At 41.9% G+C, this 24,321-nt stretch carries 18 protein-coding genes and 1 tRNA gene; 6 read left to right on the top strand and 13 right to left on the bottom strand.

Annotated elements, in window-relative coordinates:
• The first annotated feature begins 185 nt into the window (after positions 1–185).
• The gene (locus AB1401_11360) at positions 186–2,609 is read left to right on the top strand and encodes a hypothetical protein (protein MEW6616046.1); all 2,424 of its coding nucleotides are present in this window, start codon (positions 186–188) and stop codon (positions 2,607–2,609) included.
• Positions 2,610–2,611: 2 nt separating this feature from the next.
• Here AB1401_11360 and AB1401_11355 read toward each other — a convergent pair whose 3' ends face one another.
• The 3 genes from AB1401_11355 to AB1401_11345 all read right to left on the bottom strand — a co-directional run bounded on the left by AB1401_11355 (position 2,612) and on the right by AB1401_11345 (position 4,503).
• Complete coding sequence (locus AB1401_11355) at positions 2,612–3,427, bottom strand: PAC2 family protein (protein ID MEW6616045.1); 816 nt, start codon at positions 3,425–3,427, stop codon at positions 2,612–2,614.
• Between the two features lie 27 nt (positions 3,428–3,454).
• Entirely contained in the window at positions 3,455–4,159 is a 705-nt protein-coding gene (locus AB1401_11350; protein ID MEW6616044.1) for a protein-L-isoaspartate(D-aspartate) O-methyltransferase, read from the bottom strand.
• 68 nt (positions 4,160–4,227) lie between these two features.
• The gene (locus AB1401_11345) at positions 4,228–4,503 is read right to left on the bottom strand and encodes a hypothetical protein (protein MEW6616043.1); all 276 of its coding nucleotides are present in this window, start codon (positions 4,501–4,503) and stop codon (positions 4,228–4,230) included.
• 640 nt (positions 4,504–5,143) lie between these two features.
• Between AB1401_11345 and AB1401_11340 the strand changes: the two genes are divergently transcribed.
• From AB1401_11340 to AB1401_11320, 5 genes are all read left to right on the top strand, one after another.
• Entirely contained in the window at positions 5,144–5,941 is a 798-nt protein-coding gene (locus tag AB1401_11340) for a Sir2 family NAD-dependent protein deacetylase (GenBank protein ID MEW6616042.1), read from the top strand.
• A gap of 45 nt (positions 5,942–5,986) precedes the next feature.
• The gene (locus AB1401_11335; protein ID MEW6616041.1) at positions 5,987–6,727 is read left to right on the top strand and encodes a 16S rRNA (uracil(1498)-N(3))-methyltransferase; all 741 of its coding nucleotides are present in this window, start codon (positions 5,987–5,989) and stop codon (positions 6,725–6,727) included.
• A 65-nt stretch (positions 6,728–6,792) separates the two neighbouring features.
• Positions 6,793–7,623, top strand: a complete 831-nt coding sequence (locus AB1401_11330) for a hypothetical protein (GenBank protein ID MEW6616040.1) — start codon at positions 6,793–6,795, stop codon at positions 7,621–7,623.
• 5 nt (positions 7,624–7,628) lie between these two features.
• Positions 7,629–8,180, top strand: a complete 552-nt coding sequence (locus AB1401_11325; GenBank protein MEW6616039.1) for an RDD family protein — start codon at positions 7,629–7,631, stop codon at positions 8,178–8,180.
• 67 nt (positions 8,181–8,247) lie between these two features.
• Positions 8,248–8,323, top strand: a tRNA-Phe gene (locus AB1401_11320).
• Positions 8,324–8,576: 253 nt separating this feature from the next.
• On the opposite strand, the gene AB1401_11315 is transcribed toward AB1401_11320, so the two are convergent.
• From AB1401_11315 to AB1401_11270, 10 genes are all read right to left on the bottom strand, one after another.
• The gene (locus AB1401_11315; GenBank protein MEW6616038.1) at positions 8,577–9,782 is read right to left on the bottom strand and encodes an ABC transporter substrate-binding protein; all 1,206 of its coding nucleotides are present in this window, start codon (positions 9,780–9,782) and stop codon (positions 8,577–8,579) included.
• A 68-nt stretch (positions 9,783–9,850) separates the two neighbouring features.
• Entirely contained in the window at positions 9,851–11,056 is a 1,206-nt protein-coding gene (locus AB1401_11310; protein ID MEW6616037.1) for an ABC transporter substrate-binding protein, read from the bottom strand.
• 465 nt (positions 11,057–11,521) lie between these two features.
• Positions 11,522–13,969, bottom strand: a complete 2,448-nt coding sequence (locus AB1401_11305) for a pyruvate formate lyase family protein (GenBank protein ID MEW6616036.1) — start codon at positions 13,967–13,969, stop codon at positions 11,522–11,524.
• A gap of 310 nt (positions 13,970–14,279) precedes the next feature.
• Positions 14,280–14,888, bottom strand: coding sequence for an SOS response-associated peptidase (locus AB1401_11300; GenBank protein MEW6616035.1), 609 nt, complete (start codon positions 14,886–14,888; stop codon positions 14,280–14,282).
• Positions 14,888–16,147, bottom strand: coding sequence for a Y-family DNA polymerase (locus AB1401_11295; GenBank protein ID MEW6616034.1), 1,260 nt, complete (start codon positions 16,145–16,147; stop codon positions 14,888–14,890). The genes AB1401_11300 and AB1401_11295 overlap by 1 nt, the downstream gene beginning before the upstream one ends.
• A gap of 3 nt (positions 16,148–16,150) precedes the next feature.
• Positions 16,151–16,600, bottom strand: coding sequence for a translesion error-prone DNA polymerase V autoproteolytic subunit (gene umuD / locus AB1401_11290; protein ID MEW6616033.1), 450 nt, complete (start codon positions 16,598–16,600; stop codon positions 16,151–16,153).
• A gap of 335 nt (positions 16,601–16,935) precedes the next feature.
• Complete coding sequence (locus AB1401_11285; protein MEW6616032.1) at positions 16,936–18,141, bottom strand: ABC transporter substrate-binding protein; 1,206 nt, start codon at positions 18,139–18,141, stop codon at positions 16,936–16,938.
• Between the two features lie 721 nt (positions 18,142–18,862).
• Positions 18,863–20,074 carry an ABC transporter substrate-binding protein gene (locus AB1401_11280; protein ID MEW6616031.1) on the bottom strand — a complete coding sequence of 404 codons (1,212 nt, stop codon included), beginning with the start codon at positions 20,072–20,074 and terminating at the stop codon, positions 18,863–18,865.
• Positions 20,075–20,237: 163 nt separating this feature from the next.
• Positions 20,238–22,640, bottom strand: a complete 2,403-nt coding sequence (locus AB1401_11275; protein ID MEW6616030.1) for a pyruvate formate lyase family protein — start codon at positions 22,638–22,640, stop codon at positions 20,238–20,240.
• A 92-nt stretch (positions 22,641–22,732) separates the two neighbouring features.
• The gene (locus AB1401_11270) at positions 22,733–24,265 is read right to left on the bottom strand and encodes a class I adenylate-forming enzyme family protein (GenBank protein MEW6616029.1); all 1,533 of its coding nucleotides are present in this window, start codon (positions 24,263–24,265) and stop codon (positions 22,733–22,735) included.
• Positions 24,266–24,321 lie beyond the last annotated feature (56 nt).

The following is a 24,321-nucleotide window of genomic DNA, read 5'->3' as shown; positions in this document are numbered from 1 at the left end:
TAGGTCCGCCGCTCGTCTTCTATCCCAGGGGAGATATTCCGACTCCAAATTTACCATTTCTCCGAGGACAGAAAAGTGGACAATTCATTTGTTACAAAAGCGGACAATTCTATTTGTTGACAACAGTTTTTTGTCTGTTGAATTCTGTCTCGTTGTGATTTATAGTTAACTCAAGAGGGGAATATATGGTGGTAAAAACGGAGAAGTTCCAGCTTTATCTGGGGGTTTTTTTGATATCAATATCCACCTTGGGTTTTGAAGTCTCATTGACCAGGATTTTCTCGGTTTCCTTGTGGTATCATTTTGCCTTCATGGTTATCAGTATCGCCATGCTTGGTTTTGGTGCCAGTGGTTCCTTTTTGATGCTGTTCCCCACGATTGTAAGTAAGAAGCTCTCAAGATTACTTTCTCTCTCTGCTATGTTTTTTTCTGTATCGGTTCTTCTATCTTACCTTATTGTAAACCAAATCCCTTTTGATCCAGCAAGGCTCTCCTGGGACTATAATCAGATTTTCTATATTCTGTTCTACTATTTCTTCCTTTCTATACCCTTTTTCTTTTCTGGATTAACCATTGCTATCGCTATTTCAAGGCTACCAGAAAAAATTGGATATATATATTTTTCAGATTTGCTGGGAGCAGGGTTAGGTTGTTTGCTTGTCTTGGCGACCTTTTCGATATTCGGTGATTTTGGAGGGGTTATAATACCTGCTGCCTTTGGAATATTATCATCCTTGTCTTTTGGTTTCAGACGTCATAAGATACTTAATCTCTTCGGTGTGCTTCTATTGCTCCTTTTTGTATTTCTGTTATTATCAAGACCCCATTTTATGATGATCAACATTTCACCTTATAAAGAGCTAATGACGGCATTAAGGTATCCTGACTCCAGGCTTGTAGATACTAAATGGAATTCTTTCTCAAGGGTTGACATAGTTGATAGTCCGGCAGTTAGATTTGCTCCCGGACTGAGTCTCCGTTATCTAAAACCCATACCTTACCAGATGGGTATTGCCGTCGATGGGGAAAATCTCAATGCTATGACCAGATTCGATGGGAGAAGAGAGGGAATCCAGTTTACCTCTTACCTTCCATCGGCTGTAGCCTTCTATCTTAGAAATATTCGAGATGTCCTCGTCCTGGAACCGATGGGTGGTCTGGATGTATTAACGGCTATATATCATGGTGCAAGATCTATTACTGGTGTAGAGATAAATCCATTGATAGTTAATGCGTTAAAGAGGGAATGCGGGGGATTTGTAGGAAACATATATCATAATGAGAAGGTTAAAATTAGAATTGAGGGGAGTAGAGGTTATCTCCGTAGCACTGATAAGAGGTTTGATCTTATTCAGGTTTCCATTTCCAATACCCTTGGGGCATCTTCCACCGGGATCTACGGTATGTCTGAAGACTATGTCTTTACTGAGGAGGCATTTATAGACTATTATAAACACTTAAATGAAAATGGTTTCTTATCTGTCACTAAATACCTGCTCCCTCCTCCCAGGACAGAATTAAGGATTGTTTCTGTTATTCTTTCATCTCTTGAGAGAATGGGGATCGAAAGTCCTGAACGACACATAGCGATAATACGCAGTTGGGGAACTATTACTTTTCTCCTTAAGCGTAATATAATAAGTCATGAGGAAATGTTAAACCTGAATGAATTCTGTACTAAACGACGTTTTGACTTAGTCTATTATCCAGGGATTAAAAGAGAGGAGGTTAATGTCTTTAATAGATTTAAAGAACCTGTTTATTACAACCTTATCTCTCAGATAATAGACAAAAGCAAAAGGGAGGAGCTATACCAGCACTACCTCTTTAATGTAAGATCGGTTACAGATGACAGGCCGTTTTTCTATCATTTCTTTAGATGGGATAGATTGAAAGAACTTTACCTCAGTGTTGGGGAGAAATGGCAGCCTTTTGTAGAAGGGGCTTATTTGCTTCCTGTAGTGTTAGTACAGGCGATATTCTTGAGTATTATATTAATCATACTCCCTGTCTTTTTAAAGAGGAAAAAGGAGGAAAAAAAGTATCTTCAGAAAGGAAAAGGGCTTTTTCTTTTATATTTTTTCTTGATTGGAATGGGTTTTATGTTTATTGAGATATCATTGATTCAAAAGTTTATTTTATTCTTAGGACATCCTGCATATGCCATATCAATAGTGCTCTTTGCAATACTGATTTCATCTGGAGCAGGGAGCTATCTGTCAAGGTGGCTGGTCAAAACAGGGATATTTTGTGTTGACTGGATAATCTTGATATTAGCTGGAATGATATTATTTTATACCATGGCTCTACCCTATATCTTTACACTTGCCCTTGGGGGAAATATCTTCCTCAGACAGGCATATACTGTCCTCCTTTTGATACCCTTAGGCATTTTGATGGGAATGCCCTTTCCTATTGGAATCGGCATACTAAATAAATACTCCAGGGGTATTATCCCCTGGGCATGGTGTGTCAACGGCTGTTCATCAGTCTTAAGTTCTATCACAGCCGTGATAGTAGCCCTCTCCTGGGGATTTACCGGTGTCTTAATCTGTTCTGCAGGAGCGTACCTTATAGGACTAATATGTATAAAAGGGGGGATAAGGTAGATTCAATGGACATAACCTGGGCCTTTGTTACCACCTTTCTCCAGCATCTGGTCTAACTTCAACTCTTCTATTTTGAGAAAGAACTTTTCTATTTCACTTTCTGTATATCTGGCCAAAACTTCAAGCTCGGTCATATCGATTTTTATGCCTATCATTTTTGCAAAAACCTCAAGTATAACCTGGGAGGATCTTGGATTTTCTATCTGAGTCGCATAGTAGGGCATTTCGCCAAGCAGGCAAATACCTTCTATACCCCTTTCCTTGGCTACCCCAAGTATTACTCCGTTCATACCACCGACATGACCGTCATTCATAGATAATACATTATTGTTTTCTAACTTCTCCAGGAGTTCTTTGCTGGTAGCTACTCCCCAGACTTTTGGTTTCTCCTTATAGTGGGTGTCTATAGCAAATGCTGCAAAAGAGTATACCATTTTGACCTTAAACCTTTCTGCAACATCCAAAACCATATCAGCAAACTCATATTCCCTGCCAGAAAGAGGTTGAGCATCTCCTACAAAGAATATAATGTCATTCTCTGCCTCCTCATTTTTCTTATAATAAAATTTATTCTCCGGTAGTTTTATTGGCTCTATCAGATTGTTTCTAATGTAGACTATGTTAGACTGAAAAAACCCGGCAGGATTTATTATGCCGAATTCTTCAGCTCTCAGTTTTTCTCTCATATAGGTTGCTGCTTTTAAAGCAACGTTTCCCATGCCAGGCCACGCTGCAATCATGTAGGGATTCCTTAATTCTGGTTCTTTGTAGAGCTTTATGGGTGAAGCGGTTTCTCTTTGATCTTTGTTTTTCGTCATTATTTAGCCTCATAGAACGAACTGTTTTTACCTTTTTTTCAATGCATCCCCAGTCATGGGGACAAAGACAACCCCGGATAAGTGTTTGACCTCAAGTTCGCCTTTTACCTTTGTAATAAGTGTTAATGTTTGATAATAAGTAGTGCTTCCCAGAGGGATTAGCAATTTCCCTCCTTGTTTCAGCTGGTTGATCAATGAAGGAGGAATATGATTTGCTGCACAGGTTACAATGATAGCATCAAAAGGAGCATGTTCTTCCCATCCAAAGTAGCCGTCCCCGAACTTTACCAGGACATTTTTATACCCCAAATCCCTTAACCTGGACTTAGCCTTTTCAGCTAATTCTTCTCTTATCTCGATGGAATATACCTTGTCGGTCAATTCGGATAGAACAGCCGCTTGATAACCAGAACCAGTACCGATTTCCAATACCTTTTGACCATGCCTCACATCCAGTATCTGGGTCATTAAGGCAACGATATAAGGCTGAGATATGGTTTGTCCCTCTCCAATGGGTAAAGGCCGATCAGCATAAGCCATCTTTTTCAAACTGTCGTCAACAAAGAGGTGTCTTGGCACCTTTCGCATTACAGCAAGGACCCTCTTGTCAACGATATCCCTTCCGCAGAGGTTCCTCTCCACCATTCGTTCTCTGGCTGCAATATATGGATCATCTTTGGCAAAAATCGGTAAAGAAGCCAAAAGAAAGGTTATTATCAGAAAGCTTCTCATAAAATATCTCATAATTAGAACCTAACCTGTCAATTCAAAGTTGCTCACATTAATTGATATTAAGGGGTTTAGTTAATTCTTTTTCCATACATGACACTTCCATGCTTTACGGTTATAATGTACTCGATTTCCTCTCCTATCTCAGGTTTTGTCTCAAATTCCTTTAATATTACTGCCTTCCCATCCTTTGTCTCAATTAATGGCAGTCCATCGAGTCTGCGAAATGAACTCACAACGCCCTTATGAATGTTTTCCTCCTCTTCCGGAGGTTTGACATTATGGACTTTACAGGTAAGGCTTTTTGCAGAAGAATCTTTATCATTTGAATTGTCTTTTACGGACATATTTACTCCTTGTCTTTAAAATAGTTGGCTGTTTGGATAACAACCTGTTTGCGTTCAATCATTATTAATCAGTCTTTAACTTTGGTGTCTTTTAAGGGTTGATCCTCAACCGTACACGATTTTTTCATTCATGTGTTAATACCGAGCTTTGGTAACACCCACGTATTCAATACAAAATATACAGCTAAAATCGATATAACAATCACGATTTCTTTCATTGTTCTCTCCTTTTAAGGGTTGCTCCCGAACCTTCAGACCCCTTTAACAAAAAGGAACCTTTTTGAAAAAAATATATGACTTCTCTTCAATTTGTCAAGGGAAATCTGGTTGCCATTATGTACTTTGATATCTGAGGGACAGGCATCAATTCATCGACAATCCGTAATTAGAAAATCTCTTCTTCTATTCTTGACATTTGAACCTTTCTTTGAAATACTTCTAAAAAACCCTTTGAAAAATGCCCAATTTGTCATTGCGAATCCGCCAGAGGCGGATGAAGCAATCTCATAACGTGTTGATTAGAGATTGCCGCGCCTGCCTGCGGTAGGCAGATTGCCCCGCTCCTCTCAATGACAGTTTGTATGGATTTTCAAAGCTCTCTTCTATTTTACGAAACCATCACTTTATAAGAGGTAAAACTATGGATAATAAAACCCTGGATGAAGGGATAGACAAGGTTTCAGGCTTAATTGTCAAAGCCAAGAGTATCGTGATCTTTACCGGGGCAGGTGTAAGTACTGAATCAGGCATCCCAGATTTTAGAAGCCCTGGAGGGCTTTGGGATAAGTATAACCCTGAAGATTTTCTCTACCAAAGATTTCTGGCAAGTGAGGAGTCAAGGGAAAAGTATTGGAAGATGAACTCGGAGCTCTACTATACACTCGCTGGTGCTAAGGTTAATAAAGCCCATTATGCGATTGTTGAGATGGAAAAGATGGGGAAACTCGATTGTGTTATTACCCAAAATATAGACAATCTGCACCAGAAAGCAGGGCTTCCTGATGACAAAGTAATTGAGCTCCATGGAACCAATATGTGGGTCAACTGCTTGACTTGTAAAAAAAGATACTCAAGAGAAGAAATCCAGGGGAGATTGGAAAAGGGGATAAAGATACCCTATTGTGACGATTGTGGGGGCATATTGAAACCGGCTACTATATCATTCGGTCAACCTATGCCCTTTGAGGAGACTAAGGAGGCTGAAAGAAGGTCAAGATTAGCCGACCTTTTTATTGTAATTGGTTCATCTCTGGTGGTTCAACCCGCCGCCCTGATGCCATTGTATGCCAGAGAGGGAGGAGCTAAGCTGGTTATAATTAATATGGAGAATACTCCCTACGACAGAAATGCTGATGTAGTTCTTTATGGGAAGGCAGGAGAAATAATGGAAAAATTAGTACACAACGTAAAAGGTATACTGCAGTTTCAAAAAAAGTGAGTCCTTGGATGTTTTTCAAGATGTAATTATTAATGGAGGGAGAATGTGCCAAGATTCTTCATTGAAAAGGGCAGTATAAGGGACAATATAGGGACAATAGTTGGAGAAGACGTTAAGCATATAAGCAGGGTCCTCAGGCTTGGCGTGGGAGATAAGGTAGTTCTTTTTGATGATGCCGGTTGGGAGTATCATGCCAGGATTAAAGAAAGCAGTTCAAGAGAACTTAGGGTGTACGTATTTAAAAAATTTCTTCCCCGGAGGGAATCTCCCATAGAGATTATCTTAGGACAAGGGTTGCCTAAACCCCCCAAGATGGACCTTATTGTTCAAAAGGGAACAGAACTGGGGATTTCTGAAATCCTTCCTTTTAATTCAGATCGTTCTGTTCCAAAGCTCACATATGATAAATCACTTAAAAAGGTAGAACGCTGGCGGAAAATAGCATTGGAGGCTACCAAACAATGCGGCAGAAACTTTCCCCCTTTCATTGCCTTCCCTGTTGATTTTTCAGAGATTCTAAGCAAGGATTTAAAAGATACTTTTAAACTTATTCTATGGGAGGAAGAAGAGGCTATTGGTTTAAAGGCAGTGCTTGACCTGAATCCAGATGCAAATAAATTCTTTGTGTTGGTTGGTCCAGAGGGAGGATTTAGCAGCAGTGAAATAAGAAAAGCCCGTGAAGCAGGTTTTAATGTGGCGAACATGGGTATCAGGATATTACGGAGTGAAACGGCGAGTATAAGTATATTGAGCGTAATCCAGCATAGATTTGGGGATTTGAATTGAATATGCTTGACCAGTCATAAAGGGTGTGTTAAGTTAAAAATGGTATACATAGGGGAGATAGAAAAATGAAATGTCCTAAATGTGGATTTACCAGTTTTGACTATCTTGATAACTGCAAAAGGTGTGGCACGGAACTATTAGAACTAAAGAAAAATCTTAATATTTTATCAGTGGTACCCAGAGCCGGTAGCAGAGATGAATTTCAAACTAAATTGGATGCCGGTGTTCCAGAGGTACAAGCGATGATTGACACTATGGATTCTTTTATTCAACCAGATCCCGAGGCTTTGAAAGAAGAACCTGTAATAGAGGCGATAGACCATGAGATAGAAGATCAAGAGGGGATGGTTTTGGAGGATTTGCCCGAGATAGAAGCGGAAGACAAAGAAGATTTGGAGATCCATATAGATTTAGGCTTTGAGGATAAAACAGAAAAACTATTCTCTATGGAAGTGGGTTTGGAAGGGGAAACTGCGGAGAAGGAAGCAGATGCAGAGATTGTGCTTACTGAGATTAGTGCGGGTGATGAAAGTTCAGAGGAACCCTTAAAACTTGAACTAGAAGAGCCCAGTGTTCTTCCAGAGCTTACGTTGGAAGAGGGGCTAGAAGAATTTTCCGAAGAGAAAGGTGCAGATACAGAGACAGAGATAGAACTACCTGAGGTTAGTACAGGCGATGAGATATCGATAGGGTTAGAGGATAGTCACCTTGTGGAACCCGCTCAATCAGAGGAAGATATTGAGCTATCTCCCTTAGAGATTGAATCTCCGACAGAAGTAATATCTTTTCCAGAACAGCAAGAAGAGAATATAGAAACTATCAATTTAGACCCTATAAATATAGAGGTTATAGAATTTGAGGAAGAAGAACCTTCATCAGATGAAGAGTCAAAGTGATAGATATGGAATTCAGCACTGTAGAGTATCATCCTTCTGAAAACGACCAGATGACGAATCCAGAAGAAGGTCTGAAGCCCGGTCTTATTGAGGAAGGCAACCTGAATAAGAAAGCAGGTTTTTGGATAAGGGCACTGGCATTCTCTATAGACAATATGATACTTCAAGTTATATATGCGGTCTTTTTTATTGCGGGTGGTCTGGCTGTATATTTAGCCTCAGAAACGCAAGATTGGTTTATGATTTTGGACCGAGTGTTAATGCTTACCATACCATACAATATAGTTATTCTGGCAATTACAATAGGCTATTTTACTTACCTCCACGGTTCTACAGGGCAGACCATAGGTAAAATGATCTGCCAGCTAAAGGTTATCCAAGAAAACGGTGAACCATTAAGCTATGGCAAATCGTTTTTAAGATGGGTTGGGTACTTAGTGTCTGCTGTTGTACTCAATATAGGTTTTCTGTGGGTAGCCTTCGATAAGAATAAGCAGGGATGGCATGATAAGATTGCAGGAACCTATGTAATAGAGTTGGCACACGAAAAGACTTGACAACTTTTTTGTTTTCTAATATATACAAAAATACAAAATGGAGTAAAAAGCTGTAGAATACTGTAGCGCCGAGATAGCTCAGTCGGTAGAGCAGAGGACTGAAAATCCTCGTGTCCCCAGTTCGATTCTGGGTCTCGGCACCACGAGCATTAAGGGGTAAGCTATTCAATTGCTCACCCCTTTTTTCTTTCTCGTGAAAAAATTTAAGTTGTTTTAGAACCAACGTCCCTACCCTACCTGGTCATAGCCCCGCTTTTCTCTGGGTCTAATTACTTTCTAGTCTTCTTCTCGGAGCGAAGGACAGTTAGAAGCCAGACTGGTTTCCAGGCCTCAGAAAATTATAACGGTGGGTCAAGATCCTGTTTCCATTCGGCCACGACCTTAGAGTGTTCAATACTACTCTGACTTTCTCCATCCCGTTATGGAGACGTATTTTTGACCAACAGGGTCAACTTTATATATCTTTGATGAATTCCCGCCTTTGTGGCTTTGCGGACTGTACGTGATAGGATTACAGAGTTCTCCGGTCTCATAATTCTTTAGACTCTCAAGAGCCCCTATCAGTTCCTCTTCGTCAAGACCCTTACCTGCTCTTCTGAGTCCTTCAACTAAAACAGTTGTCATGACCCATCCATATGTGTATGCTGTCCCACGGTAGGGCTTTTCCGTTCCCGGGTGATATTTGAGCGTAACTTCCCTCATGGTTGCTACCCCCTCCCCTTCACCATACCAGGGAGACATAGCATGAATCGAATAGGCCTGCTCTCCGGCATCACCAATATGATTCAAACCCTCCGTGAGCATCGCGGCATAACTAGTAAAGACCGGTATCTTTAATCCCATCTTCTTCAATTCCCTTAGTAATGTAACGGCCGTCGCCGTAATGGTTCCGCCAGTAAGTACGCAATTTACTTTGTACTTCCTTAAACTCATTACCTGGGTAGCAGCATCTAATGCTCCGGGCATTAGAACCTCTCTCGTTACTGGTTCTAAGTTGTATTTTTTTAACCTGGGTAGTGCAGCTCTCAAATCTGTCTTTCCAGCTTCAGTATCAGGATAAATCAAACCGATCCTTGGTTCTTTCAGGTTGTAATCTTTGACCATATAGTCCACAAGGGTTCCCATCTGGCCTTCATAGGTATCACTGGTAATAAATAGGTATCGTTTGTAGGGTTCAACAGCAAGCTCAGTAAATGGCAGGCACATAGTTGGCAACTTGTCTTTTTGGATTCTTCTCCAGAGCACGGGAACAAAACTTGCCGAACCAGGACCTATGAGGGCAAATATTCTGTCTTTGTAAACCAACTTCTTGAATGCCGAAATGGTGGCAGGAATCGAATAACGGTCATCTTCCACCAGTATCTTTAACTGTCTTCCATGAACACCACCATGTTCATTAATGTGCCTAGCATAAGTTCTCACAGCCTGGGCTGCTAAAGCAAGTATGGATGATGCAGGGCCCGTTTGGTCTCCGATAAAACCTATTTTTATCGTCGTATCCGATACTCCTCTGACCTCTTTTGCCTGACTAATAGAACTACTAATGAAACAAATACTTCCCAACAATGCAATTGGCACGAATGCGGTTCTTTTCAGCTTCATACTCCATCTCCTTTCTGCTAATGATAATTTGGTCAAATCCATAACGTCAAGAGACTTTGAGGGGAAAATTACTTCTCTAACTTTATCCAATCTGATATGGGGGTCAACAGTCCTTCTTCTACATTGGCTTTGTACATCTTTACATATCTCGACCCTTTATGGTCATTAGGCCCAAAGGTAACTGGTCCACACAACCCTTCCATATCTAAATCCTTAATTGATTCCAAGGCATCGACAAAAGTCTCACCGTCCAGATCTCTCCCGGCCCTTTTCAACCCTTCAGTAACTATCATAGCATCTCCCCATCCCTGAGTATACGCCTTCGGTCTATACGGCTTTTCTGTCCCGGGGTGATACCTAAGAGTAACTTCCCTCATTTCCTGCAAGGCACTCCCCTTATCATACCATGAACTGTATATTGCCATACCTTTGTAATTAGATGATGCTTTTCCCGAAACCTTAATAACATCCTCAGCACACGTATACTGTGTCCCCAGAAACGGTATCTCTTTTATGCCCACCTTCATTGCTGATTTCATCATTACGATCGAATTGTCAATCAGAAGATGCATTACAATAAAATCCGGCTTCTCTCTCTTGATAAGGAGTGCCTGAGAAGTAGCATCCAAGACTCCTGGGTTCACAATCTCAAAAGTAGTTATGTCTATTCCATATTCATCTTTGTGTTCTTTTGCTGCCTTCAAACCAAGCTTGCCATGTTCAGTATCGCTATAAATAAAGGCAATCCTGGAATTTTTCTTCTTAAGATCTCTAACTATATATTGATATATGAATTGAATTTGATCCTCATATGTAGACCCATTTGCAAACATATAGCGCTTGGGCGGTATTACAACTCGGTCAGACGAAGGGGGAAGAATAGAGGGCAGCTTATCCTTAAGAATAGTAGAGGTAAGGGCAAACATGCCATGACTTGATGCCGGACCCAATAATACAAGTATCTTATCCCTCAGCAAAAGCTTCTTATATGCAGATATAGTTAAAGGGATAGAATACCTGTCGTCTTCAATTATCAGTTCTATCTTTCGTCCATTGATTCCACCTTTTTCATTCACCCACCGAAAATAGTTTTTAAATCCTTGGGAGGCAGGAACAGTCAAAGGACTTGCCGGCCCTGTCTGATCATATATAACCCCTATTTTGATTAAATCTTTGGTTACTCCTCTCACTTCCTTTGCATACGCAATGGGGGCGATAAAAAGAATTATAAAAAGCGTTATCAAGATGGGGCATTTAAAAATTTTCTGTTTCACAGCTTTAGCCTCCTTTCCCAAAATATTCTTCCTTTTTCCAAAAGATTAAGGGACATAAACAAAAAAGGCGTCCCCCTCTTTGCTCCCTATAATCTCAGGAACTAAAGAAAAACGCCTTCATAATTACCCCTTTGTGATTAGGGTTTATAAAATTATCACTGTTACTTAACCATAGACTTACCTATACCTCAACTATCAGGCAAAATCCAGTCTTTTTTTGCTCTTCTTACAAGGCTGTATTAAGGGCGCTAAATTTTCACAAAAAACGTACAGGGGGAATGTATGAAACTTGTTCGCCCCACATCGGGCCATACTCCCCCCCTGCCATTTGGGTATCTCCCTCTAGTCAATTTTGGCAATTCTCTCGTGACGCTAGGCCTACGGCATCGATTCGCTCAGACACTCGTCTTGCGATTGATAGTTTCTCGGCTAACAACAGTTGAGAATCGAGAATACAGCCGTTCGCTACCCGATGCACTGTAATGTTCTGTCAATTATTGTGTTCTGTAAGCCCTCACTTAGGTCAATGAAATACGCAGAGAAGCCGCAGACGCGCACAATCAACTCGTGGTATTCCTGGGGTCGCTTTTGAGCGGCTTTTAGAGTCTCACTGTCAACAACGGAGAACTGAATATGGTGACTCCCTATGTCTGCCCATGTTCTCAGGTAATCTGTAAACACTCCGGCAAATTGATCTTGCAGATATAGTGGAGAAAACGTTTGATTGTGTAAAGTATTCCAGAGTTTTCGATGGTCTAACTTAGATAATGACATTAAGACCGCGGTTGGACCGTTCTTGTCTCTTCCCATGATCGGTGAAATACTTCCATCCGCGAATGTCTCCCCTGCAAATCTTCCATCAGGGGTCGCGGCTGTTAGTCCGGAATAACCATAATGGAGCGTCGCCGCACTTCCATCTACTATTCCAGGAACCCATTGACCGCTCGTGTACGTCTTTATACTACTCAATCTTTCTGCAATCTTCTCGTACAATTCCTTAACGACCAAATCGGCGTAATCTTCATCATTGCCAAATTTAGGTGCATTCAGGCACATCTGTCGCAATTCTTCAGCGCCTTTCCAATTATTCTTTAAGGCAGTTATTAAGTTTTCTATTGTTAACTTCTTATCGTCGAAGACGAGTTTTTTTATAGCCGTTAATGAATCCGCAGCGTTAATGCCTCCTATCATCATAACGTCACTATATGGCATGTACGTCCACTTCCGCAATTCCTGGCCCCTTTCTATGCACCCATCGAGTAAGGCCGAAAGGAACGGCCTTTGGAGGTACTCTTCATACAATCTGTTTGCTATGTTTGATATAGAGAAAAGGCCCCTTGCGGCAAAATCAATCTGGTCCAGTAATGCACCCATTATTTCATCAATCGATTTCAAGTCGGAAGGATCTTTCGTGGAGACTCCAAGCTGTTCACCAGTTTTTATATCCTTCCCTTGGTTTAACGCAAGTTCCAGAGCTTTCGGTACCATAACAGATCCAGCAGTGGGATTTCTGTGAACTATGTTTTTACCCGGGATTACGGGCCACATACAGCTATTAATAGCGTAATCCCTTGCTTCTTCTTCTGGAACACCGAAGCTGACAAGTCTGGGGATATTAAAACGGTCGTTAAAAAAGGCAGGTTGAGAGACACCGGTACTGAGCACCTCCGTGGCTTTCAATAACAGCTCTCGGGGCGTCTTTTCATGAACCCTTAGAGCCAGGGGTGGCTGCAACATATTAATTTCCTTAATGGAGTCCAAAACCAAATAGGTGATTTCGTTAGTGATGTCTTCACCCTTGCTGTCGACCCCCCCGATCGTAACTGTCTGCCAGCCAAGGCCTCCCCCGCCCGAACCTGACCACACAGGCGGGTGGAGAAATCCTGTGCTCAGGAAGTTAACCCACATATGCTCAAGAAGTTCTTGTGCCTGATCTCTCGTAATCCTGCCCGCATCGAGATCCTTTCTGTAAAAAGGGTAGAATATTTTGTCGAATCTTGTACCGCTCCCTACTTGAGGTTCTTCTATAAATCCTACAAGCAGATGGATGAACCAAAAGCACTGAAGTGCTTCATGAAATGTCCTGCAGGGGTTGGCAGGAACCCACTTGCAAATATCTGCGATCTTCTCCAGCTCCTCTTTTCTTTCCCCATCCTCTTCATCGGCAGCCATTTCCATGGCCAGTTGCGAATATCTTTCTGCCCACTTGATGGTACCTTCCAAAGTTATTCTCATCGCCGTTAGGTCTCTTCTTTGATCCAGATAGTCCTTGGGGCTTATGATTAATGCTTCATAATCTTGATCTAATTGTCTTAGCCTCTCGTCTGTTTCTCTGGCTATTCCATTGAGTCCGATGGTGAAAACCTTCTCATAGTTAGGAGTGCCCATGTCCCATTGATAGGCCCAGAAGGAAAGTCCCTTGAAGAAAAGGTGTTCTTTCGAGCTCTCCGGTATGAGGTCTCTTTCCATACCGTGGACCGCCCTCGTCTTCCAGTATTTGTGTATTGAGATCATTTCATCTTTTTCTTCATTAGAAAGTAGATCCTTATACGCGCCATTTGGGGTGCAGATAGTTTTTTCTAGCCAGCGCCACTGGAGGTCAGGGTAGTGTGCTACCTTATTCGGACTACTCGCAAAATTACCTACCAATACTTGACGGGGTTCGATGTAAATGGTCATGTTTTCCAAGATATGAACAAAGGCTTTCGCCCTCTTTATAACCATAGGCTCGTGTTCGTTTTGTTTGTAGGCTTCTGTAATGAGCCTCGCTCTATCCATGCAAAGTCCTACCTCCATCTCTTGACGGAAGGGACTTCCTTCACTGCTTCCCCTCTCTCTTTCCAGGCCACGGGAAACCAATCGGTGAGTTTTGATCACTACGTTTTTCTTCAGACTCTGTGTCCTCTCGCTCACTTACGTACCTCCTTTCCTTTTGAACCCATCAATTGGGGATTTCGTACTAATAAATCCGGTCTTTTGATAACAGCTCAGAACAGGCCGTAATACCCTGCCCCCGATTTGAATTGAAGAATTTAACCATATCCTTACTTATACCTCAATTATCATGTGAAATCCAGTCCTTTTTCGCTTTTCTTACAAGGCTGTATTAAGGAGCAAAATTTCACAAAAACGTATGTAGTGAATATATAAAACTTATCCACCCCACCTCTGCCCATACCCCCCCGTACCCAGTTATTTTTCTACTAACATTTTGCTGCCAATCTTACAACGCCACTTCTATTGCTTTTAATTCGACATCAAAATCTTGAAGCCTTTTCCCATTTAGCCAATCAAATTCATTGCTTCTTGTTAAGATATAAGGCATCCGTTTCGCCGAATTGTGTATTTCACTCATGAACGCATTTGCCGGTTTGGTAATGACGGTATAGGTTTTATATATTTCACCAGTTTTCTTTTCCACCCATTCGCTCCAGAGTCCTGCAAAGGCAAATGGTTCATCTGTTGGCATGGATATCAAATACTTTTGTTTATGTTTCCCTTTTTCATCTAACCATTTCCATTCATAAAAACCATCAACCAGCACAAGGCATCGTTTACTTACGGAATCCCTGAAAGAGGGTTTTTCGTGAATGGTTTCGATTCTGGCATTAAGGGTATGCTTTCTGATTGCAGTATCCTTTGCCCAATGTGGAATCAGTCCCCAGGAAAATAATTGAATTTTTGTCTTTTCAGAATTGGTAATCACCGGCGTTTTAGGAAACTGGAAGCCGTTGTAGTTAGAAGGCGAAAAAGAATCTGGACTGTCAAACGCGGCGTTGAAACGATTAGACAGTTCAACGGCAGTCTTGGATTGTTTAAAGAAAAAGCACATTAGACGTGTACAGTGATTATTTCGTTAAGATCGGTGGTATAACGCGGGGACAATCTTTCCTGTCTCATTTTCCAAACTTTATCCAAATCTTGTGAACCCAGTTTAATTGTATGCTGCCCGAAAATAGCATTGATATTGTCGATTGCCTGCATGATAGGTTTATGTTTCGGGTTGCTGTCTTCAAATAATTTTAACTGATGTTGGTTTTCGGGTCTAATGTCCATTACAATAACACCTGCTTTTTTGTAATGAAATCCATCCCTGAATATTTTTTCCAATGCCTGTGTTGCAAATTTCGCCAGTTCTATGCTGGAATTTGTTGCAAATGGAAACTTAACAATAATGTTACGGCTATATTGTGGTAAATCCTCCCGATGCCCGTTGGTGTGTATAAAAACCATAACGGCGTTACAACAGGATTTTTGCTGGCGAAGTTTTTCAGCACAGGAAACCGCAAACGTAACAATTCTTTCTTTTAGCCGATCAAAATCGATATAATTTTCATCAAACGAACGGGTAGTAGCGATACTTTTTTTAGGTTGTGGTAATTCCATTGCTAAAGTCGGTATCCCCTGCAAATCATGTTTCAGGCGTAATCCAACAACACTCATGTTTTTCTTAACCCATGCATCATCCAGTTGTACAAAATCAAAGGCAGTATTAACATTGACAGCATTTAAGCGTTTAGTATGTTGCCGCCCGATACCCCAAACATCTTCGATTTTCAACCACTTTAATGCCTTGACCCGTTTTTCTTCATCATCGATTATATATACACCAGCAGTTTTTTCAGGAAATTTCTTGGCAATACGGTTAGCAACCTTCGCCAATGCTTTTGTAGATGCGATACCGACGCTGATCGGTATACCAGTCCACTTGATGACACGGCGGCGCATTTTTTCCCCGTATTCCTGCAGATTATATTTTTCAAAACCTTTCAGCTGCAGGAACGCTTCGTCTATGCTGTAAATTTCGATCTCCGGTGAGCAGTCGCTTAAGATGCTCATTACCCGCTGGCTCATATCGCCGTATAAAGGAAAATTTGCAGAGAAGACATGGACGCCATTTTTTTTAAACAGTCCTTCATTTTGAAAGGCGGGTGTGCCCATGGGGATGCCAACTGCTTTTGCTTCATTACTTCTGGCTATTACACAGCCATCATTATTAGATAAGACAACTACAGGTTTCCCTATAAGGTCAGGGCGGAATACCCTTTCACAGGAAACGTAGAAATTATTACAGTCCACTAATGCAAACATATATCAGAAGGATTTAATGACGTGCGTTACAATGCCCCATACAAGAAAATCATTCTCAGGTGTTATTTTTATGGGGTTATAGTCTTCATTTGCCGGAAGTAACCAACAGGTATTTTCTTCGATTTTTATTCTTTTAATAGTAAACTCTCCGTCGATGTAGCAAACCGCAACCTTACCATCAGCAGGCTCAATGCTTTTATCTATCACCAATAAATCACCATTACCAATTCCAGCATCTTGCATAGAAGAACCTTTCACCAGCCCATAGAAAGTTGCCGCAGGATGTTTAATAAGGTGTTTATTCAGGTCGATTGAAAGGTCTACAAAATCCAGTGCAGGTGAAGGAAATCCTGCGCTAATCCCCCCTGGAACTATCGGTAATAGAAGCTCGGTTTCCGAAGATGCAGAATAAATATCCAATATTTTAGATGAATGAACTTTTAAAGACGACATTGTATAACTATACAATAATTATTGTATATTAACAATTATAATTTAAATCAAATGAATGAATTTAGCAATTCATTGATTAGTATGGTGGGGAAAAGTTGAATTAAAAAAATGTGTGGGGTGGATATATAAAACGTATCCACCCCACATCGGGCCATACCCCCCAGGGGGTCTTTTTTCTGCTACCATTTTGCTACCATAACAAGCCAAATCCACAAAAAAGAAGAGATAACAGGTAAGAGCTAACTAGTTAATTTCTTTGCTCTTATTTTATCCTGTTATCTCTTGTTCGGCATCCTTAAGAGACTACTCTTCCTACCCAGTTATTTAAGCAACGATCAATCCACTTTCTTCCACTCTGTTACAGGGATAAATTTTTTCTTGAGAGGATCTACTCTGTAGATCCTTGTCCCCTGTGCTCCTCTGTGGCTTTTCGAGGTATACGTTATAGGAGCAAGGACTCCACCGGTATCATAATTATTAAGGCTCTCAAGGGCTTTTATTAATCCGTCTTCATCAAGGTCTTTGCCAGCCCTTCTTATCCCCTCGCTTAAAATTCTTAACTTCCCCCATCCGTAAGTATGTCCTGTACCACCATAAGCCTTATCTGCTCCGGGTAAATACCTCAATGTGACTTTCCTCATCTCTTCTACCCCTGGTCCTTCAGCATACCACGGAACGAGGCCGCTTGATATATAGGACTGACCTGCAGCATCACCAAGTTCAGTTACCTCATCAGAAAGCATTATCGCCCAGTTACTGAAGACCGGCACCTTTAATCCAAACTTCTTTAAATCCCTGAGCAGGGTAACAGCCATCGAGGCCATTACTCCGACATTCATGACACAATTGACATTTTTCCTCTTCAAACTCATCACCTGTGTGCTTACATCAAGTCCACCCACTATCGTTATCTCTTCTGTTACAGGTTCTATATTATATTCCTTCAGCCTCGAAAGAACGGCCTTCGCATCGCCTTTACCAGCCTCGGTATCAGGATGTACTAGCCCAATCCTCAGATTCTTTAACTTATAGTCTTTAACCAGGTAGTCTGTAAGAGCCATCATCTGCCGCTCATAGGTCTCAACGGCAATAAATACATATTTTTTAAAAGGCTCTACAGCAAGTTCAGTGAATGGCAAACACATAGTCGGCAACTTATCGTTCTGCCATCTATTCACTAAGGGCGGGACAAAACTCCCTGAACCAGGACCTATTAATGAAAATATTTTGTCTTTGAAAACTAATTTTTTATATGCCGCAACGGCGGTAGGTATTGAATAGTGGTCATCTTCTGAAATAATTTGTAACTTTCTTCCGTGAATACCCCCAAGTTCATTAATATATCTGGCATAATGCTGGATGCCTTTATCCATTGGGACTGTGGAACTTGCAGCAGGACCTGTATGGTCCATTATGGTGCCTATTTTTATCAGCTTATCTGTAACACCCCTCACATCTTTTGCGTGGCTAAAAGAGCCGTAAATCAAAAAAATACTCACCAACAACCCAACTGCCAACAATACATCCTTTCTCATCCGCATACAAAATCTCCCTTCTTTATTGTTCCATTCAAAGAATGGTAAAAAACTTCGCCTTTCGGCAAAGAGTTTAATGTATATAAATGGAATATAAAGTTTTAGTAAACACATCGAAGAGCGTATTTTAAAATATTACGCAAATTATGTATATTTTGAGAATTGAACAGGTCATTCTTAAACAAAAAAAGCGTTTTTCTCTTTACTCCTTACATTCTTGGAGAATTCAGAAAGACGCCCTTCATAATCACCCCTTTATGATTAGAATTAGAAACTCATTACTGTCATTTAACCATACACTTACCTATACCTCAATTATCAGTCAAAATCCAGTCTTTTTTCGCCTTTTCTGAGCCCGTTTTTATAAGGTTGTATATAGGAGGCAAAATTTCGAAAAAAACGTACGGGGCGAAAGTATGAAACTTATCCACCCCACATCGGGCCATACCCCCCAGGGGGTCTTTTTTCTGCTACCATTTTGCTACCATAACAAGCCAAATCCACAAAAAAGAAGATATAACAGGTAAGAGCTAAGTAGTTAATTTCTTTGCTCTTATTTTATCCTGTTATCTCTTGTTCGGCAATTGCAAATTCCTGAAAATCCTCGTGTCCCCAGTTCGATTCTGGGTCTCGGCACCACGAGCATTAAGGGGTAAGCTATTCAATTGCTCACCCCTTTTTTGTTTGGTGAATAGAGTAAACAGTTTTCCCCACCGGCATACCTCAACTACTTGAGGTGCTTGGGGTCTCTCCAATCCGTAACAGGCTCTAGAATCTTCTTTTCCACATTAGCCTTATATACTTTCCAGCTTCTATTTCCGTAATGGTTATTTTCCCCGTACGTGATAGGGGCTGATATACCTCCGCTGTCAAAATTCCTCATAGATTCAAAGCCACCTACGTAAGTTTCTACATCCAGATCTCTTCCTGCTCTCTTCATACCTTCAACCGCCACCATAGAAGTAAACCATCCCGCAGTGTACAACCGGCCTGTGAATAACTTCATCTCACTGGTTTTATACTTTTTTGTTATCTCCCTCATTAGCCTCACTCCAGAGCCCTCATCATACCACGAGGCGAATTTAGTAGTGCCATAGTAGTTCTTAGCGGCATCACGCGCTACCTCAACCAGGTACTCGGTACATGTGGCCCAGCTTCCAAGCACCGGTATCGCCAGACCATATTTTTTTAGTTCCCTGAGAAGTACATTACAGTTCTGAACGACTGAGCCACCAATTACCACACAATCGACGTTTGCCTTTTTAATGGCGAGTACCTGGGTGGTGGCTTCAATAGCTCCAAAATTCACAATTTCTTTGTCTGCCAATTTGATCCCGTATTGCTCTAACCTTTCCACGAAGCTATTAAAGTCCTGACGACCGGCTTCATGATCAGGTACTACCACGGCTATCCTTGGTTTCTTAAAAGGGAGATCATTCATTATGTAATCACAAAGCACGTACATCATTTCATTATATGTCCCACCGGGAATAAATATATACCTCTTCTGGGGCTTTATGTTGCTTTCAGCGAGACTGACTGGAAGTGTCGGCACCTTTTCCTTTTCTATCGATCGGTATAATGCAACTACAGGTGTTGTTCCTCCTGCGCCCAACAGCGCCAATATTTCGTCTTTGTATACAAGCTTCTTGAAGGCAGCAATAGCTATGGGTATGCTGTATCTCTCATCTTCAACAAGAACCTTTACCTTTCTTCCATGGATTCCTCCAGCCTCGTTAATATACCTGAAGTAGTTCTGGGCAGCAGCAGCATATGGAATCCCGCTGTCGGCGGTTGGGCCGGTCTGACCCATCATGACCCCGATCTTTATGGTATCATCAGTTACTCCTCTAACCTCTTTTGAATAGCCTGTCCCTGCTCCCACTGATAAAAGACAACTCATTAATAATGTGAACGAAACAACCAATAATTTTTTCATGGTACCCTCCTGTAATGGATATAAATGTAATATTGAGTTAGTTTGCATTTCCATTCGTATTTAAAAAACCTATAACAATGGAGAGGTGTTCTCCAGTTATTAATGGGAGCTTCTGTAAAAAGCATCGTTTTGACCCGCCCCATGGCATAAGGCGGTACAACTATTATCCGAAATTCTGTTCGGTTCTTTTGATAATAGAGTCTTGCAGTCCTTTGCTCAAATCCACAAAATAGGCGCTGTAGCCCGCTACCCTCACTATAAGATCCTGGTAATTCTCTGGCTTTTGTTGAGCAGCCAAGAGCGTCTTATGATCTACAACATTGAACTGGATGTGACTTATACCCAGATCCCCCCATGTTTTCAAATAGCTGAGAAAATTCTGCTTTGTATCCCCTTCAAGAACCGAGGGCAGAAACTTCTGGTTAAGAAGATGATTATATGTCTTCTCCGTACTTATCTTGCTGGCTGACTTCAGCACCGCCGTAGGTCCTTTATGATCTCCCCCTTGGATCGGAGCCAGAGTTGAATCAGAAAACGGATCTCCGTCCCTTCTCCCATCAGGCGTAGCAGGGGTATCATGAGCAAGCCCATACGTGGCCGAAACGCCGCTTCCGTCACCTTTACAGCGATTCCCAAACCGATCCGTAAATTCAGCTATTACCTCGGAAGTCCTATGGTGCACTTCGACGGCAATCTCATCAGCATAATCACAGTCATTTCCATATTTAGGCGCCTGAATCATCATCTGCTGTATATCCTCAAACCCCTGCCAGTTGTTGTCCATGGCTTTGATAAGCTCATCCATCGAAACCTTTTTATCCTCGAAAACAGCCTTCTTGACAGCAGTAATAGAATCGGCAACATTGGTTGGGCCGATAATTATACCAAGATCATGAATCATAGATGGATATGCCCATTGCCTGGTATCCTTGCCCTTCTCGATACATCCGTCTAACAGAGCCGAATAAAACGGTCTCGGCAGATATTTCTCGTATAGAGAACGACATATATTTTCTATCGCGACGAACTTGCCCCAGAAAAAGCGTAACTGTTCCAGATAGGCGTCCATCAAGTCATCTGCTGACTGGAAGGTTCTGGGGTCAGGGGTTGGTGCTCCGTATTGTTCCCCTGTTTTGGGGTCCACGCCCTGGTGAAGAGCCCACCACAGGCACTTAGGAAGCACAAAATACCCTATAGCCCTTCGCGCAATATTTTTCCCTGGAATCTCCAGGTAGACACATCCAGTTATACCATAGTCTCGTGCTTCTTCAAGGGGGACACCCCACTTGCCCAGAGCCGGAATTAAGGATTTATCATTGAACAGGGAAGGATATCCTATGCCTGTACGGATAACGTCAGTGACTTCCGAAAGAAGATTGTCCGGGGTGCCATCATGATACCGTAATGCAATACTCGGCTCCAGCAGCCTCATAGTCTTTGCCGTCTCTAGAACCAGATATGTCATTTCGTTGGTAACGTCTTCCCCTTTATCATCAACTCCCCCAAGGGTAATTCCCTGAAGGGATGCTACACCTCCATACACACTTGATACTGTTGGCGAATACGTAGTCCCCAGTTCCTGAAACTTCACCCACAGAAGCTGCATGAGCTCCAGTGCCTCATCCCTGGTGATTCTGCCGGCTCCAAGATCTCTTTCATAATAAGACCCGAAGACTTTATCGAACCGTACTCCGACACCCAAAGAGGAAAATTCTATGTACCTCACGACATGACTAAAATAGAATGATTGTAATGCCTCAAGCAGCGACCGGGGTGGATTCTCGGGGACCCATTGGCACGTATCTGCAATTTCCTCCAGTCGCTTCTTATCGGCTGGATCAACAGTCTTTGCGGCCATTTCACGGGCTTTCTCAGCATAACGATTTGCAAACCTCACAACCGCTTTCAGAGAGATGAGAACCGCCTGAAGAAATTCCTTCTGATCGATGTAGTCCAGAGGGACTGTTCGGTCGATCTCTATGAGCCTATGCTCCACCTCCTTGATTATCCCTTTCAGTCCGATTCTCAATACCTTTTCATAATTGGGAATGCCCAATTCAGACCAGTGAGTCCAGAGAAATGTCCCCTCATATTTCCAGTATTTACCCAACGTATCTCCTGTAAACATCTCTTGCTGCCGGTCACTCATTGACTTTCCCTTCCAGTACTCGCAAAGCTCTGCTAACTCCTTTCTACCAGCATCATCGAGAAGAGTCTGGCCTTCTTCACCACTCACTATCCTCTTTACCGAACGCCAGTTCTGATCAATACCGTAATAGATCCCTTGAGGAGTGGCAGCATGATTACCAACAATCCTTTCCCATTCCTGTATATAGATATTCATCTTTGTAAGGATGTTTTCCAGTGCCTTAGCCCTTCGTATAACCATAGGCTCTCCATCTGTCTCTTTATACGACTCCGTAAGAAGACGCGACCTCTGTAAGTCTAATTTGACCTCAGGACGGTACATCCCTCGCCCTGCTTCATCCTTCTCATAACCTGTTCGGACATTGCGAACTGCCTTTGAAACAAGCTTACTCTTTAAAAACTCTACCTTTCCTTCCATTTTTCATCCTCCATTCAAAGGGTGGTCATTGTTCCCTCAATATTGAGGATAAGCCCCTTTTTTATTGTTATATAAACCATTAGCCACTGAAGCTATAAGTATCTCTCTCGTAATTTGTATCTTTGCACCCTGCCTGAGCCAGTCTTGGGTAAGCTTTCGACGAAATCTACAGACCGGGGAACAGCATAGTCGGGGAGTTTTCCCCGACAAAGTTCAATGATCTCTTCTTCAGTGATGTCACCATTCCTTTTTACCACTATTGCTGTAACTGCCTCCCCCAGCTGTTTATCTGGCACGCCTATTACTGCCACCTCAAGAACTTGTGGATGCTGCAAGATGACCTCCTCTATTTCAAGGGGCAGGAGCATCTTTCCCTGGGTAGTAATGCTGTCCTTCTTTCTGCCCACAAGGAAAATATATCCGTCTTCATCTATTGTGGCTAAATCCCCGGTATAGATATAATCATTCCGTATAGTCTGCCCTGTTGCCTGAGGATTGTTCCAGTAACCTTTCATCAGACTGTCCGCCTTAGCAATAACCTCACCAACCTCGCCTGGCTTAACGTCTTCTCCCTGGTCATTTATTACTCTTGCCTCAACACAAAATCCCTCCTTTCCGCAGGACCTTACACGCTTTACTTTCTCCTGGGGACCCTCAAAGATGAAGTCGTCAGGAGGGAGTAGAGAGATCAGCCCTATCTCACTGAGACCATAACCTAAAAGAAAGATGCGCCCAAAAAGTTCTATTGCCTTTTGCCATATTTCCGGAGGAAAATATCCGTAGGTAAATATATTGCGCAAGCTGGAGCAGTCATATTTTTCTAAGCCAGGGTAGTCAATGATAGGTTGAAAAAAGGCTGTGCCCGTGAGGATGTTTGTTACGCGCTCTCTTTGAATAATCTCGAGAAGACCCTCAGGTGTAAAATCAGGTGGGATAACCAACGGACAACCTGCATAGAAGGGGGGAATTGATGTTCGGGCAATCATATAACCCCAAAATAGAGGAGCTGCAACAAGGAAAACATTCCCTGCCCTGATATCGTAATTCAGAGCATTCAGATCCATAAGGGCTGTTGCAAGCAGGCTCTTATATGTATGCATTACCTGTTTTGGTAGCCCCGTTGTTCCACTCGTATTGGCAAAGTATAGCAAATCGTCTTCACTGATTTCAGCCTCTGGTTCCTGGGGAGACGATGACGAAATAAGGCTATCATAGCTTTTAAAGCCTTTCCCGCCTGATGCCCCAAACAGGATAAACTCTTTTACACTCCCGAGCTGGGGGCGCAGAGATTCGATTTTGTCCTTATATTTATAACTGCACACGACCGCACTGGCATTGCCATTGCCGATAATGTGGGAAAGGTCCCTATCGGATATACCAGGGTTGAGAATAGATGATACTATTCCAGTCTTTGCCCCTGCCCAAAATATCTCCACCTGCTGAATGCAGTCATCAGTAACTATAGCTATCCAATCTCCCTTCCTCAATCCAGAATTGACCAGTCCATTTGCAAGCCTATTGATACGGTCATTAAATTCCCTGTAAGTATACCTTGTATCTTTGAAAATTATTGCTGTTTTATCAGGATACCTTCTCGCGTTGCTCTTGAGGATATCTTTTATCATGCTTTCCCCTCCTATTTATTCATGCCGTATTGTTCAAACCAGATAAAAATACTGCC

It is taken from the genome of Thermodesulfobacteriota bacterium, from assembly GCA_040757775.1.
Taxonomy (GTDB): domain Bacteria; phylum Desulfobacterota; class UBA8473; order UBA8473; family UBA8473; genus UBA8473.
The sequence above is the reverse complement of the archived record's forward strand: the minus strand, read 5'-3'. Positions and strand labels throughout refer to the sequence as shown.